The organism is Streptomyces sp. NPDC058045 (assembly GCF_042885635.1).
Lineage (GTDB): Bacteria > Actinomycetota > Actinomycetes > Streptomycetales > Streptomycetaceae > Streptomyces.
This window is the reverse complement of record NZ_JBHVRR010000014.1, coordinates 84,910-98,156: the sequence shown is the minus strand read 5'-3', so window position 1 is coordinate 98,156 and position 13,247 is coordinate 84,910. Positions and strand designations below refer to the sequence as shown.

The following is a 13,247-nucleotide window of genomic DNA, read 5'->3' as shown; positions in this document are numbered from 1 at the left end:
CGTCGTCTCATTCTCCGGCTCGTCCGTCCCCGTGCCCGCGCTGGGCCTCGTCCAGGACACCGGGCAGCGCCCGCAACAGCGCGTCCACCGCGCCGTCGTCCAGGGTGAGTGGCGGCATCAGCCGTACGACGTCGGGGGCGGGCGCGTTGACCAGGAGGCCGGCGTCCTGAGCCGCCTGCTGCACCCGGGGTGCCAGCGGCTCGGTGAGCACGATACCCAGCAGCAGTCCTTCGCCCCGGACATAGTCGACGAGCGGGTGCGAAAGCCCCTCCACACCGGCGCGGATCCGCTCCCCGGCCCGCTTGGTGTTCTCCAGCAGCCCCTCGGCGGCGATGGTGTCGAGGACGGCAAGACCGGCGGCGCAGGCGACCGGATTGCCTCCGAAGGTGGTGCCGTGCTGGCCTGGGCCGAGGAGTTCGGCCGCCGCCCCGAAGGCGACCGTGGCACCGATCGGCAGCCCGCCGCCGAGGCCCTTGGCCAGGGTCACCACATCCGGGTCGACGCCCTCGTGAGCCTGATGCTCGAACCAGTGGCCGGTGCGGCCGACGCCGGTCTGCACCTCGTCCAGCACCAGCAGGGTGCCGGTGGCGCGGGTGATCTCCCGGGCCGCCCGCAGATAGCCGGCCGGCGGCACCACCACCCCGTTCTCGCCCTGCACCGGCTCCACCACGACCAGTGCGGTGTCCTCGGTGACGGCGGCCCGCAGCGCCTCGGCGTCCCCGTACGGGACATGGGTGACCTCGCCGGGGAGCGGGACGAAGGGCCGCTGTTTGGCGGGCTGGCCGGTGAGGGCGAGGGCGCCCATGGTGCGGCCGTGGAAGCCGCCCTCGGTGGCGACCATATGGCGGCGGCCGGTGAGCCGTCCGATCTTGAACGCGGCCTCGTTGGCCTCGGCGCCCGAGTTGCAGAAGAAGACGCGGCCCTCACGCCCGAGCAGGTGCAGCAGCCGCTCCGCGAGCGCCACCGGCGGCTCCGCCACGAAGAGGTTGGAGACATGGCCCAGCGAGCCGATCTGCCGGGTCACCGCGGCCACCACCGCCGGGTGGGCGTGGCCGAGCGCGTTCACCGCGATCCCGCCGACCAGATCCAGGTACTCGCGCCCCTCGGCGTCCCACACCCTGGCGCCCTCGCCCCGTACCAGGGGGAGGCGGGGGGTGCCGTAGTTGTCCATCAGGGCTCCCTGCCAGCGCCGGGTGAGGGCCGCGTTCGCTGTCTCCTGCGTGCTGCTCATGACGGCTTCCCCTCGGTGTGCGGCCGGGCGTCGGGCACGACCATGGTGCCGATGCCCTCGTCGGTGAAGATCTCCAGCAGGATGGAGTGCGGTACGCGGCCGTCGATGACGCGGGCCGTGCGGACGCCGTTGCGTACCGCGTGCAGGCAGCCCTGCATCTTGGGCACCATGCCGCTGGCCAGGTCGGGCAGCAGCTTCTCCAGTTCGGCGGCGGTGAGGCGGCTGATCACGTCGTCGCTGTTCGGCCAGTCCTCGTAGAGGCCCTCGACATCGGTGAGGACCATCAGGGTCTCCGCGCCGAGGGCGGCGGCCAGTGCGGCGGCCGCGGTGTCGGCGTTGACGTTGTAGACATGGCCGTCGTCCGCGGAACGCGCCACCGAGGAGACCACCGGGATGCGGCCGTCCGCGAGCAGGGCCTCGATCGCCCCCGTGTCGATGTCGGTGATCTCGCCGACGCGGCCCAGGTCCACCTGCTCGCCGTCGATCTCCGGCAGGTGCTTGGTGGCGGTGAGGGTGTGGGCGTCCTCGCCGGTGAGGCCGACGGCGAGCGGGCCGTGCTGGTTGAGCAGGCCGACCAGCTCCCGCTGCACCTGACCGGCGAGCACCATCCGGACCACGTCCATCGCCTCGGGTGTGGTGACCCGCAGCCCGGCCCGGAACTCGCTGACCAGGCCCTGCTTGTCGAGCTGGGCGCTGATCTGCGGGCCGCCGCCGTGCACCACCACCGGCCGGAGACCCGCGTGCCGCAGGAAGACGACGTCCTGGGCGAAGGCCGCCTTCAGTGCCTCGTCGACCATGGCGTTCCCGCCGAACTTGATGACGACGGTGCGGCCGTGGTGGCGGGTGAGCCAGGGCAGCGCCTCGATGAGGATCTGCGCCTTGGGCAGTGCGGTGTGCTTGCGGGTGCTCATGAGGAGTAGGCGCTGTTCTCGTGGACGTACTCGGCGGTCAGGTCGTTGGTCCAGATGGTGGCGGTGGCGTCGCCCGCGGCCAGGTCGGCGGTGATGACGATCTCGCGGTAACGCATGTCGACCAGGTCCCGGTCCTCGCCGACGGAGCCGCCCCGGCACACCCACACCCCGTTGATGGCGACGTTCAGCGCGTCCGCCTCGAAGGTGGCGGAGGTGGTGCCGATCGCGGAGAGCACCCGGCCCCAGTTGGGGTCCTCGCCGTGCAAGGCGCACTTGAGGAGGTTGTTGCGGGCGATGCTGCGGCCCACCTCGACCGCCTCGTCCTCGGTGGCGGCGTTCACCACGTCGATCCTGATGTCCTTGCTGGCGCCCTCCGCGTCCGCGATGAGCTGGCGGCCCAGGTCGTCGCAGACGGCGCGGACGGCGGCGGCGAACTCCTCGGTGTCCGGGACGGTGCCGGAGGCGCCGGAGGCCAGCAGCAGCACGGTGTCGTTGGTGGACATACAGCCGTCGGAGTCGACCCGGTCGAAGGTGGTGCGGGTGGCGTCGCGCAGCGCCAGGTCCAGGGCGGCGGCGTCCACGTCGGCGTCCGTGGTGAGGACGACGAGCATGGTGGCGAGGCCGGGCGCGAGCATCCCGGCGCCCTTCGCCATCCCGCCCACCGTCCAGCCGTCGCCGCTCACGACCGCGGTCTTGTGCACCGAGTCGGTCGTCTTGATGGCGATGGCGGCCTTCTCCCCGCCGTGGGGGGAGAGTCCGGCGACCGCGGTGTCGACGCCGGGCAGCAGCCGGTCCATCGGCAGCGTGACGCCGATCAGGCCGGTGGAGCAGACGGCGATCTCACCGGCGCTGTGCCCGCCGGTCCCGTCCAGGCCCGCCGCGTCCAGTGCCTCGGCGGTCTTCTCCGCGGTGGCGTGGGTGTCCTGGAAGCCCTGGGCGCCCGTACAGGCGTTGGCGCCACCGGAGTTGAGGATGACGGCGGACACCCGGCCGCCCTTGAGGACCTGCTCGGACCAGCGGACGGGGGCGGCCTTCACGCGGTTCGAGGTGAAGACTCCGGCGGCGGCGAGGCTGGGCCCGTGGTTCACCACCAGGGCCAGATCCGCGCTGCCGCTCTCCTTGATCCCGGCGGCGATGCCCGCCGCCGAGAATCCCTTGGCTGCCGTGACGCTCACGTTGTCTCCGTCTTGTTCGCTTTGTTTACTTCGTTCACTCGGCAGGGGCGGCTGCTGCGGTGTCCGCCCGCGCGGGGCCGGTTCACGGTGCGATTCCGATCGAGGTGAGCCCGGTCTCCTCGGGGAGGCCGAGGGCGATGTTCATGCTCTGCACCGCGCCGCCCGCGGTGCCCTTCGTGAGGTTGTCGACGGCGCTGACGGCGACGATCCGCCCGGCCGCCTCGTCCAGGGCGACCTGGATCTGGACCGCGTTGGACCCGTACACGGAGGCGGTGGCCGGCCACCGTCCCTCGGGCAGGAGGTGCACAAACGGTTCGCCGGTGAAGGCCTTCTCGTACGCGGTGCGCACCGCCTGCGCGTCCACGCCGGGGCGGGCCTTGGCGGTGCAGGTGGCGAGGATGCCGCGGGGCATGGGGGCCAGGGTCGGCGTGAAGGAGACGGTGACCGCCTCACCGGCCGCGGCGCCGAGGTTCTGGATCATCTCCGGGGTGTGGCGGTGCCCGCCGCCGACGCCGTACGGCGACATGGAGCCCATCACCTCGCTGCCCAGCAGATGCGGTTTGGCGGCCTTGCCGGCGCCGGAGGTGCCGGAGGCGGCGACCACCACGGCCTCCGGTTCGGCGAGCCCCGCGGTGTAGGCGGGGAAGAGGCCGAGGGAGACCGCGGTCGGATAGCAGCCGGGCACCGCGATCCGCCGGGTGCCGGTCAACTCCGCGCGGGCGCCGGGCAGTTCGGGCAGTCCATAGGGCCAGGTGCCGGCGTGCGGGGAGCCGTAGAAGCGTTCCCAGTCGGCGGCGGAGCGCAGCCGGTGGTCGGCGCCCAGGTCGACCACGAGGACGTCCTCGCCCAGTTGCCCGGCGACGGCGGCGGAGTGCCCGTGCGGGAGTGCCAGGAAGACCACGTCGTGCCCGGCGAGGACCTCGGGGGTGGTGGGCTGGAGCACTCGGTCGGCGAGCGGCGGCAGATGGGGCTGGAGGGCGCCGAGCCGCTCGCCCGCGTTGCTGTTCCCGGTCAGGGCACCGATCTCGACCTCGGGATGCCCGACGAGAAGCCGCAGAAGCTCTCCGCCCGCGTATCCACTCGCTCCCGCGACTGCTGCGTGAACCACCATGAACCCTCCTCGTAGAAGCATGACTATACGCATGTACGCACGTTTATGCAATGCGGTGATCGCGGCGGGTCTGCCGTCCGCCCGGCCGACCGCAAGGCGCGCGCCCGGCTCCGCTGTGCCACCTTGGCCTTGAGGGGAGGTGGCCGCACCAACCGGACGTACGGGAGGCGATGTGGGCCCCGACCAGCGGAACAGCGCGCGGCAGGACCCCATAGGGCCGGAACGGCCGGCGGGGCTGCGGCGGAGGACCTTTCTGGAGGGGTGCGCGGGTGCGGGGCTCGTCTCCGCCTCCGCCTGCACCGCCTCTTCCCCCACCCGCACCCCGCACCGGGCCGCCGCCTCCGGTCGGCCCGAGTCGGAACGGGAGCGTCCGGGGACGGCGGACTGGCGTATCCGGTCCCGGGGGCCCGGCACCGCCGTGGTCGGCTACACGGACCGGGTGAGTGTGACGCCGGGCGAGGAGGTCGGCCTGCATGTCTCGACCACCTCGCCGTCCTTCCGGGTCTCGGCCTTCCGCGTCGGCTGGTACGGCGGGGCCGGGGCCCGGCTGGTGTGGTCGTCCGGGCGGATCCGGGGCCGCGTCCAGGACGAGCCGCGTGTGCTGTCCGGCACCCGCACCGTGCACGCGGGATGGCCGCGTACGACGGTGCTCGGTACGGCCGGGTGGCCGGAGGGGGCGTATCTGCTGCGGCTGGACGCGGAGGACGGGCACCAGCGCTATGTCCCGCTGGTGGTGCGCTCCACCCGGGGCGCGGGCCGCACGGTGCTGATGCACGCCCCGGCCACCTGGCAGGCGTACAACCGCTGGGGCGGCCACAGCCTCTACGCGGGGCCGTCGGGCGGGTACGCCACCCGCTCCCTCGCCGTGAGCTTCGACCGGCCCTATGACTCGAACGGCGCGGAGAAGTTCATGGTGTACGAGCGGGCGGCGGTGGTCCTGGCCGAACGGCTCGGTATCCCGCTCGCCTACACCACCGGTATGGACGTGCACCGCGACCCGGGCGTCCTGCACGGGGCGCGCGCCGTGATCAGCCTCGGCCACGACGAGTACTGGACACCCGAGCAGCGGCGGCACATCACGGCCGCCCGGGACGCGGGGACCAATGTGGCCTTCCTCGGCGCCAACACCTGCTTCCGCCGGATCCGCCTGGAGCAGGGCACACCGCCGGGGCGCACCGTGGTCTGCTACAAGTCGTCCTTCCGGTCCGACCCCTGCTACGCGGACCAACCCGCCCTGGTCACCACGGACTTCCGCCAGTCCCCCGCCCCCGACCCGGAGTCCTCGCTGACGGGCGTGCTGTACGAGGGCTACCCGACGGACGCGCCGTATGTCGTGCACACCCCGGACCACTGGGTGTACGAGGGGACGGGCGCACACCGGGGTGAGGGGTTCGCGCATCTGGTGGGGGTGGAGTACGACCGGGTCACGCCGAGCGCGCCCACCCCCGGGCCGCTGGAGATCACCGCGCATTCGCCCCTGGTGTGCAACGGCCGCCGCAGCCACGGCGATTCGGCGTACTACACCGTCCCCGGCGGCGCGGGGGTCTTCGCCACCGGCACCATGCGCTGGGTGGAGGGCCTGATGGCGGGCACCCGCGACGGGGGCCGCGACCACGGGATGGACGCCCGCACCCGCACCTTCGTCACCCGCACCACGGAGAACGTGCTCCGCGCCTTCGCCGAGGGACCGTGCGCCCGTCACCGGCCCTCCCCGCGCCCGAACGTGCGGGAGGTCTACCGGTCGGAGGCCTGAACGGGCGGGCGCCCGGCCTCAGTTCTTGACGGCCTCCGCGATCCGCCGGGCGGCCTCGGCCGCCGCGAGATGCGTGGTGTCGACGACCTCCGCCTCGGCGTGCAGCCAGGTACGGGCGGCCTCCGCGTAGGGCTCCAGGTGGTCGAGGCGGAACTGCGAGGGACCGAGATCGGTGTCCCCGTCGATCCGCGCGCGTAGTGTCTCCTGGTCGGCGTGGAGGACGAAGTGCCGTACGGGGATGGCGTGTTGGGCGAGGCCGGCGCTGATCTCCCGCCAGTACGGCTCGATCAGGACGGTCATCGGCATCACCAGGGTTCCGCCGGTGTGGTCGAGTACCCGGCGGGCGGTGTCGACCACCAGGGGGCGCCATGAGGCCCAGTGCTGGAAGTTGCCGGTCCAGGGCAGTGGCGGCTTGATGTCCATCAGGGTCTCGCCGACCTTCTCGGCGTCCAACACCCGTGAATCCGGGAGGAGTTGCCGCAGCAGGTCGGCGGTCGTCGTCTTGCCCGCGCCATGGGTGCCGTTCAGCCATACGATCACCGGCACCACGGTAGGCCGTGCCGTCCGGTCACCGGGGTGGTTCGAACGGCACGGCCTGGCAGGGGAGTTGGTCAGGCCTTGCGGAGGCGGCCGATGATGCCGTCCAGGTCCCGGCGGAACAGGTCGGGGCGGACGAAGTGGCCGCCGGGGACCTCGTGCCACTCGTGCGGGATATCGGCCCTGCCGAGGAGGGAGCGGAACTCCCGCTGGCCCGCGAGGACTTGGGTCTCGTTGGCGGTGTCGAACCAGTTGATCGGGTCGGGGCTGGTGCCGGCCACCATGAAGACCCGCTTGTTGCGGTAGCTCTCGATGCGCTGCACCGGGTTGTCCGCGGAGACCCGGGCCTCGTCCCACGCCGGGATGCCGTAGACGGTGCCGCCGGCCAGGTCGAGCGCCGCCGAGGTGAGGTTGGCCCAGTGGCCGACGAGGCCGCCGTCGCGGCGCAGGCTGGCCGGCCCGGAGTGGGCGCTGACCGAGGCGAAGTGGCCGTAGTACTTGGCCGCGTACTTCAGCGCGCCGAAGCCGCCCATGGAGAAGCCGGAGACGGCACGGCCGTTGTACTCGGCGTAGGTGCGGAAGTTGGCGTCGATCCAGGGGAGCAACTGGGCTATGTGGAAGGTCTCCCAGTTGCGCGGGCCGGTGTTGGAGCTGACCGGGTTGGAGTACCAGCCGGCGTGGCCGCCGTCGGGCATCACGATGATGATCGGCTTCCCGGCGCTCCAGTCGCGGATGCCCAGGCGGTCGAAGTAGATGAAGTCCGCGTCGGTGCCGCCGCCGTGGAAGAGGTACAGCACCGGGTAGCGCCGGCCGCTGGTGTGGTAGCCGTCCGGGAGGAGGACGTTGACGCCCGGGTTCCAGCCGATCGCGCTGGTGGCGAAGCGGTAATACCACATCCGTGCGTTGCTCTCGTTGCGCTCCACGATGCGCAGCCCGTTGCCGTCTCCGGCCGCCTGCGCGGACGACGCGGACGCCAGGACGCCTCCCGCGCCGAGGGCCGCCGCGGTGCTGATTCCGGCGGCGGCTCTGATGATGCCTCTTCGGCTGGGCTGTTGGATGCTCAACGTGGTCTCCAAGGGGCGAGGTGGGGGTGTCACGCAGCACGCGGCCGACGGACCCCGCGGCGGCGGAAGAACAGGGTGAGGGGTCCCCCGCGGAAGCACAAGCGCTGTAAGTCCAGGCTTACGGGCGGGAGTTGCCGCTCGCCGGGCCGCCGGCGTACGGGGTCTCGGCGGACAGCAGGGAACGCCCGCGGGCGGTCGCCACATGGAAGGCGCGTCCCGCTCCGCGGACGGTGGTGATCAGGCCCGCCGCACGCAGCACGTTCATATGCTGGCTGACGGCCGAGTGCGTCACCCCCAGCAGCCGGGCGGCCTCCACGGTGGAGCAGCCGGTGTGGGTGGCCCGCAGCAGGTCGGCGCGGGTGTGCCCGAGCAGCGGGCCCAGCGGATCGTGGCCGCCGGGGTCGGCGGCCGGGCGCGCCCAGTCCGCGGTGTGCTGGATGGGGTGGACCAGTACGGGCGGCAGTTCTCCGTCGGCCAGCGTGATCGGGGTGGGCCAGCAGAAGAACGACGGCTGGAGCACCAACCCCCGCCCCTCCAGCCGGAGTTGGTGGTCGACGGGGTAGGCCACCTCCAGTACCGGTGGCTGCCAGCGGACGACCGGGCCGAGACCGGACAGCAGCCCTTCGGTGCCGCCCTCCATCAGGCACCGCAGCCGTAGGGCCCGGTCCGCCTCGACATCCGCCCGGACCCGCCGCCAGTGCGGTACCAGTGCCTCAGCCTGGTAGGTGTGGAGCGCCGCCCCGAGCCGTTCGAGGACCTGCGGGTCGCCCTCGGCGAGGGCGCGTACCCAGTCGGGCAGGCATATCGAGGTGGACAGCCGGGCCAGTTCGGCGCGGAGCCTGGTGCGGGGGGTGCCGAGCAGGGTGTCCACGGCGCCCTGGAAGGTGGTGCGGTCACCGTAGGTGGGGGTGAGGAAGTCCGGGGAGTAGCCGCGGGGTGGCAGCAGCGGGGACAGCAGGCGCCTGCTGTCCGAGAGCCGGGGCCGCACCCACCGCCGCCAGGTGCCGAACTCCCTTTCCCCGTCCCGGCGTTGGAGGGTCTGCACGCTGTTGGCGATCTCCCACAGGAAGTCCGGTCCCGGGGCCACCCTGACCCGGGCCATGTCCTCGGGGGTGAAGTGGATCCGCAGCATGGTCGCTCCATCGGAAGGCAGGACGAACACCCGGAGGGCGGGACGGGCCCCGGGCATGGCCGTACTCATACCCGATGCATGGCCGCGCGGAGGTCAAACCGCCCGGATCCCCGCCCCCGTACCCTGCCGCCGGTCCCGCCTCTCGGTGGGCCGTGCGGAGAACATGCCACTACCCGGTCGGGGGCGGGATATGCCCGCGGGGGTTGGGCTTCGGCCACGGTCCCCACCTGGCCGTCCCGGCCGCCGGGTGCTTGACCCTGACACGGTGGCAAGCCCTTCACTGGCTGCCGAGGAGGTGGTCCCGATGACGGTCACGGGGCAGGGTGCGCGGGCGGCGGATGTGCTGCGGGAGCTGGCGGACGGGCGTGCGTCGGTGCGGTTGCGGGCGGCGATGGCGGTGGGCTCGGCCCCGGACCCGCGGTATGCCGGGGCGCTGGTCGAACGGTGCGCGGTGGAACCGGACTTCTTCGTCCGCGACATGCTGACCTGGGCACTCACCCGGCACCCGGCGCCGCTGACGCTGCCGCTGCTGATCCGCGAGGTCCGCTCGGCGCGCGCCCAGGCCCGGAGCCAGGCACTGCACACCCTCTCCAAGATCGGTGACGGCCGGGCCTGGCCGGCGCTCACCCGGGCCGTGCTGACCGACCCCGACGAGGAGGTGGCACGCAGCGCCTGGCGGGCGGCCGTGGTCCTGGTCCCGGAGGGTGAGCGGTCGGCGCTGGCGGAGGTGCTGGCGACCCAACTGGCCCGGGGCGAACGGGAGATGAGGCTGAGCCTGAGCCGGGCCCTGGTGGCGCTGGGCGAGGCGGTACGGCCCGTCCTGGAGCGCGCGGCGGCGGCGCCCGACCCCCGGGTGCGCACCCACGCACTCGCCACCCTGCGGCTGCTGGACGACCCGGAGGCCGGCTTCGACTCCGCCGTGGAGGACGCCAAGCGCATCATGGCGCTGGGACCGAACTCTCCCGAGGACTCTTCCGGTTGAAAGGCGGCACCGTAGATGCTGATCGGTGAGGTGGCCCGGCGGTCCGGGGTGAGTGCGCGGATGCTGCGGCACTACGAGTCGCTGGGTCTGGTGCGCCCCTCGGGCCGTACCGGGTCCGGGTACCGGGAGTTCTCCGGGGAGGACATCCGGCGGATCTTCCGGATCGAGGGGCTGCGGTCGCTGGGGCTCTCGCTGCGGGAGATCGGGCAGGCGCTGGACGGCCCCGGTTCCACACCCGCGGCGCTCGTCGGCGATCTGATCCGCCAGACGCGGGAACGGATCGCGGTCGAGACCGAGTTGCTGAACCGGCTGCGCCGGATCGACGCCGCGGAGCCCGCCGGTTGGGACGACGCCCTTCAGGTGGTGGCCCTGCTGAAGGCACTGGAGGCGAGGAGTCCGGACGCCCGGCAGCGTGCGGCGCTCGCCTCGGTCGGGGGGTCCCCGGTGCCGGTGGAGGCCCTGGTCGAGGCGGCGTTGAGCGAGACGGAGCCGAATGTGGCCGGGGCCCTGCGCTGGGCGCTGGCGCTGTCGGGCGGCGCGGGTGCGGCTCTGCTGGCGGCGGGTCTGGGCGCCCCGTCGGCCGCGGTGCGCGAACGTGCCGTGCTCGCGCTCGCGGAGCTGCCCGACGAGGAGGCCGCGGCACCTCTGCGGCAGGCTCTCAGCCACCGCGACCCGGTGGTCCGCCGCCATGCGGGGCTGGCGCTGGGGGCGCGGGGCGAGGCCGCCGCGGTGCCCGCGCTGCTGGACGCGATCGTGGCCGGGGCGCGGGACACCGACGCGGCCGACGCGCTGGGCGTGCTGGCCGTCGACACCGCGGCGGCGGACGAGATCGCCGCCGCCCTCGTGGCCCGCCTCGCCGCCCCGGCCACCGGGGCACCCGCCCGCGGACGCCTCACCCAGGCCCTGGCGGCCGTCCCGGGTCCGGGCGCCGCCCGCGCCCTCGCGGAGCTGTCCCGGGACCCGGATCGCGCGGTCGCCGTGACCGCGACCTATCTGCTGCGGCTTCGCGAACGGGAGTGACGAAGGCTCCGGGGTACGGGTCCCGGCTGCCCGCTCAGGCCGGTTCCTTCTCCTCCGTGCCGCCCAACTCCCCGAGGGCGGCGGTGAGTTGGGCACTGGAGTCGTCCAGGTACTCGACCAGCAGGCGTTCCGCCTCGGCGGTCTCGCCGCGGGCCAGGGCCTGGGTCAGCTCGCGGTTGCGGCCCAGATAGGGGGCGTGCAGGGCGCGCAGGTCGGAGTGGGCGTAGAAGGCGAGGCGGAGTTCGGCCAGGACGGTGCGCATGGTCTGGTTGGTGCGGGGGCTGCCGGCCAGGGCGACCAGCTCGCGGTGGAAGTGGAAGTTGGCCGCACCGAGCGCGTTCCAGTCCTCCCGGGCCACCGCCCGCTCACCGTCCACGACGGCGCCCTCCAGACCGGCGACGTCGTACGGCGGCTCGCCCAGGGCGCGCAGGGCGGCGCACTCCACCATGCGGCGCACCCGGTAGATGTCCGCGACATCGGCGGCACTGGGGCGCCGGACGAAGACCCCGCGGTTCAACTCGTGGGCCAGCAGCCGCTCATGGGTGAGGAGGCGGAAGGCCTCGCGCAGGGTGTTGCGGGAGATGCCGAGTTCCCTGCTGATGCCGTCCTCGCGCATCCTCTCGCCCGGCGGGTAGAACCCCTCGCCGATCCGGGTGCGGAGCAGGTCGGCGACCCGTTCCGCGATGCTGCTGCGGCCCAACGGGTCCCGGTCCGCGGCCTGTTCGCCCGCCTGGTCCACGAATCCGGCCATCGCCCCGCCCCTCCTCGGCTCCCGCCACCGACCGTATGCCAGCGGCACTACCGCGACAAGAAGAGACCGCCCCCGCAGAGGATCACGGATCACCCCGGCAAAAGGATCAGGGAATCGCCTTCTTGTCGGATTGTTCTCACATCCCCTACCTTGACGGAGCGACAACTCGGAGCATCTACACGGCACTTGGAGAGGTGCAGGCTCATGAATACGAGTTCTCCCCCACCGGACGAGACCACCCCGGCCCCCACCCCCACCGCCCCCACCGCTCCGCCCCTGCCGCTGGAATCGCACGGCGGCGCCTTCCCCTGGTTCCGGGCGCTGGACCCGCGAGGGCGGCGCGCCTTCTTCGGTGCCTTCGGCGGCTACGGCCTGGACTCCTACGACTTCTATGTACTGCCGCTCGGGATGACCGCGATCGGTGCCGCGTTCGCCCTGGACCACGGGCAGACCGGGCTGCTGGCCACCGTCACCCTGCTGGTGTCCGCGGTCGGCGGCGCTCTCGCCGGAGTGCTGGCCGACCGGATCGGCCGGGTCCGCGCCCTGATGTGGACCGTCGGGCTGTACGCCCTCTTCACCGTGGCCTGCGGTTTCGCCCCCGACTTCGGCACCCTGCTGGTGTTCCGGGCGCTCCAGGGTCTGGGCTTCGGCGGGGAGTGGGCGGTCGGCGCGGTGCTGGTCGCGGAGTACGCCTCGGCCCGGCACCGGGGCCGCACCCTGGGCTGGATCCAGTCGGCGTGGGCGGTCGGCTGGGCGCTGGCGGTGCTGGTGTACACGGTCGTCTTCCAGCTCGTCGACGAACACCTCGCCTGGCGGCTGCTGTTCTTCACCGGCGCCCTGCCCGCGCTGCTGGTGCTCTACCTCCGCCGCAGCGTCACCGACGCCCCCGGCGCCGAGCGGCGTCGCGCCGCCGCCCCGCCCGGCGGCACCTTCCCGGCGATCTTCCGCGGCGGGCTGCTGCGCCGGACCCTGCTGGCGGGCCTGCTCTCCACCGGTGTGCAGGGCGGCTACTACACCCTGGCGACCTGGGTGCCGACCTATCTGGACGAGGAACGCGGCCTGTCCGTCGGCGGCGTCGGCGGCTTCCTGGTGGTGCAGATCGCCGGGGCCTTCGCCGGGTACATCACCGGCGCCCACCTCGCCGACCGGCTCGGCCGCCGCCGCACCATCCAGACCTTCGCCGTGCTGTCGTTCCTGTGCGTACTGCTCTACCCGCAGGTGCCCGCGAGTTGGGACGGGGTGTCCCTGCTGCTGGGCTTCCCGCTCGGGTTCTGCATGTCGGCGATCTTCTCCGGCTTCGGCTCCTTCCTCGCGGAGCTGTACCCCACCGAGGTCCGCGCCACCGGGCAGGGCTTCACCTACAACGTGGGCCGGGCGGTGGGCGCCGCCTTCCCCGCCCTCGTCGGTGTCCTCGCCGCGAGCTGGGGCGTCGGCGGTGCGCTCGCCTTCGCCGCCCTCGGCTACGCCCTCGCCTTCGTGGCCCTCTTCGGCCTGCCCGAGACCCGCGGCACCCGGCTGCTGGCCGAGCCTCAACTCCCTTACTGACAGCGGCCGTTCACCCCGCCGCCCCGGGCCGCCCC

At 73.2% G+C, this 13,247-nt stretch carries 12 protein-coding genes; 4 read left to right on the top strand and 8 right to left on the bottom strand.

Features of this window, described 5'->3' with window-relative positions; translation table 11 throughout:
• Positions 1 to 7 precede the first annotated feature (7 nt).
• The 4 genes from ACFVST_RS11935 to argC all read right to left on the bottom strand — a co-directional run bounded on the left by ACFVST_RS11935 (position 8) and on the right by argC (position 4,428).
• On the bottom strand, positions 8 to 1,231 hold the full coding sequence (locus tag ACFVST_RS11935; protein WP_390149418.1) for an acetylornithine transaminase: 1,224 nt from the start codon (positions 1,229 to 1,231) through the stop codon (positions 8 to 10).
• Positions 1,228 to 2,142, bottom strand: coding sequence for an acetylglutamate kinase (gene argB / locus ACFVST_RS11930; RefSeq protein ID WP_390149416.1), 915 nt, complete (start codon positions 2,140 to 2,142; stop codon positions 1,228 to 1,230). Before argB ends, ACFVST_RS11935 begins: the two co-directional genes overlap by 4 nt.
• Positions 2,139 to 3,317 (bottom strand): bifunctional glutamate N-acetyltransferase/amino-acid acetyltransferase ArgJ, encoded by a 1,179-nt coding sequence (gene argJ / locus ACFVST_RS11925; protein WP_390149414.1) that lies wholly within the window; start codon positions 3,315 to 3,317, stop codon positions 2,139 to 2,141. Before argJ ends, argB begins: the two co-directional genes overlap by 4 nt.
• An 82-nt stretch (positions 3,318 to 3,399) precedes the next feature.
• The gene (gene argC / locus ACFVST_RS11920) at positions 3,400 to 4,428 is read right to left on the bottom strand and encodes an N-acetyl-gamma-glutamyl-phosphate reductase (protein WP_390149412.1); all 1,029 of its coding nucleotides are present in this window, start codon (positions 4,426 to 4,428) and stop codon (positions 3,400 to 3,402) included.
• A 139-nt stretch (positions 4,429 to 4,567) separates the two neighbouring features.
• Between argC and ACFVST_RS11915 the strand changes: the two genes are divergently transcribed.
• Entirely contained in the window at positions 4,568 to 6,181 is a 1,614-nt protein-coding gene (locus tag ACFVST_RS11915; protein ID WP_390149410.1) for a N,N-dimethylformamidase beta subunit family domain-containing protein, read from the top strand.
• Positions 6,182 to 6,199: 18 nt separating this feature from the next.
• On the opposite strand, the gene ACFVST_RS11910 is transcribed toward ACFVST_RS11915, so the two are convergent.
• From ACFVST_RS11910 to ACFVST_RS11900, 3 genes are all read right to left on the bottom strand, one after another.
• Complete coding sequence (locus ACFVST_RS11910; protein WP_390149408.1) at positions 6,200 to 6,721, bottom strand: AAA family ATPase; 522 nt, start codon at positions 6,719 to 6,721, stop codon at positions 6,200 to 6,202.
• A 71-nt stretch (positions 6,722 to 6,792) separates the two neighbouring features.
• Complete coding sequence (locus ACFVST_RS11905; protein WP_390149406.1) at positions 6,793 to 7,782, bottom strand: alpha/beta hydrolase; 990 nt, start codon at positions 7,780 to 7,782, stop codon at positions 6,793 to 6,795.
• 118 nt (positions 7,783 to 7,900) lie between these two features.
• On the bottom strand, positions 7,901 to 8,914 hold the full coding sequence (locus ACFVST_RS11900) for an ArsR/SmtB family transcription factor (RefSeq protein ID WP_390149404.1): 1,014 nt from the start codon (positions 8,912 to 8,914) through the stop codon (positions 7,901 to 7,903).
• 304 nt (positions 8,915 to 9,218) lie between these two features.
• On the opposite strand from ACFVST_RS11900, the gene ACFVST_RS11895 reads away from it, so the two are divergent.
• Together ACFVST_RS11895 and ACFVST_RS11890 are read left to right on the top strand one after the other, a co-directional pair.
• Positions 9,219 to 9,896 carry a HEAT repeat domain-containing protein gene (locus ACFVST_RS11895; RefSeq protein ID WP_390149491.1) on the top strand — a complete coding sequence of 226 codons (678 nt, stop codon included), beginning with the start codon at positions 9,219 to 9,221 and terminating at the stop codon, positions 9,894 to 9,896.
• Positions 9,897 to 9,911: 15 nt separating this feature from the next.
• Positions 9,912 to 10,916: a MerR family transcriptional regulator gene (locus tag ACFVST_RS11890; protein ID WP_390149402.1), complete on the top strand. Its 1,005-nt coding sequence runs from the start codon at positions 9,912 to 9,914 to the stop codon at positions 10,914 to 10,916.
• A gap of 34 nt (positions 10,917 to 10,950) precedes the next feature.
• Here ACFVST_RS11890 and ACFVST_RS11885 read toward each other — a convergent pair whose 3' ends face one another.
• A complete protein-coding gene (locus ACFVST_RS11885) occupies positions 10,951 to 11,667 on the bottom strand; it encodes a GntR family transcriptional regulator (RefSeq protein WP_390149400.1) in 717 nt (238 codons plus the stop codon).
• 204 nt (positions 11,668 to 11,871) lie between these two features.
• Here ACFVST_RS11885 and ACFVST_RS11880 point away from each other — a divergent pair, with 204 nt between their 5' ends.
• Positions 11,872 to 13,212, top strand: a complete 1,341-nt coding sequence (locus tag ACFVST_RS11880) for an MFS transporter (RefSeq protein ID WP_390149398.1) — start codon at positions 11,872 to 11,874, stop codon at positions 13,210 to 13,212.
• Positions 13,213 to 13,247 lie beyond the last annotated feature (35 nt).

What these genes read in the sequence shown, in the direction of transcription:
- ACFVST_RS11935 (WP_390149418.1), bottom strand. Translation starts at nt 1,231, where the DNA reads ATGAGCAGCACGCAGGAGACAGCGAACGCGGCCCTCACCCGGCGCTGG.
- ACFVST_RS11890 (WP_390149402.1), top strand. Translation starts at nt 9,912, where the DNA reads ATGCTGATCGGTGAGGTGGCCCGGCGGTCCGGGGTGAGTGCGCGGATG.
- ACFVST_RS11895 (WP_390149491.1), top strand. Translation starts at nt 9,219, where the DNA reads ATGACGGTCACGGGGCAGGGTGCGCGGGCGGCGGATGTGCTGCGGGAG.
- argB (WP_390149416.1), bottom strand. Translation starts at nt 2,142, where the DNA reads ATGAGCACCCGCAAGCACACCGCACTGCCCAAGGCGCAGATCCTCATC.
- ACFVST_RS11885 (WP_390149400.1), bottom strand. Translation starts at nt 11,667, where the DNA reads ATGGCCGGATTCGTGGACCAGGCGGGCGAACAGGCCGCGGACCGGGAC.
- argC (WP_390149412.1), bottom strand. Translation starts at nt 4,428, where the DNA reads ATGGTGGTTCACGCAGCAGTCGCGGGAGCGAGTGGATACGCGGGCGGA.
- ACFVST_RS11900 (WP_390149404.1), bottom strand. Translation starts at nt 8,914, where the DNA reads ATGCTGCGGATCCACTTCACCCCCGAGGACATGGCCCGGGTCAGGGTG.
- ACFVST_RS11880 (WP_390149398.1), top strand. Translation starts at nt 11,872, where the DNA reads ATGAATACGAGTTCTCCCCCACCGGACGAGACCACCCCGGCCCCCACC.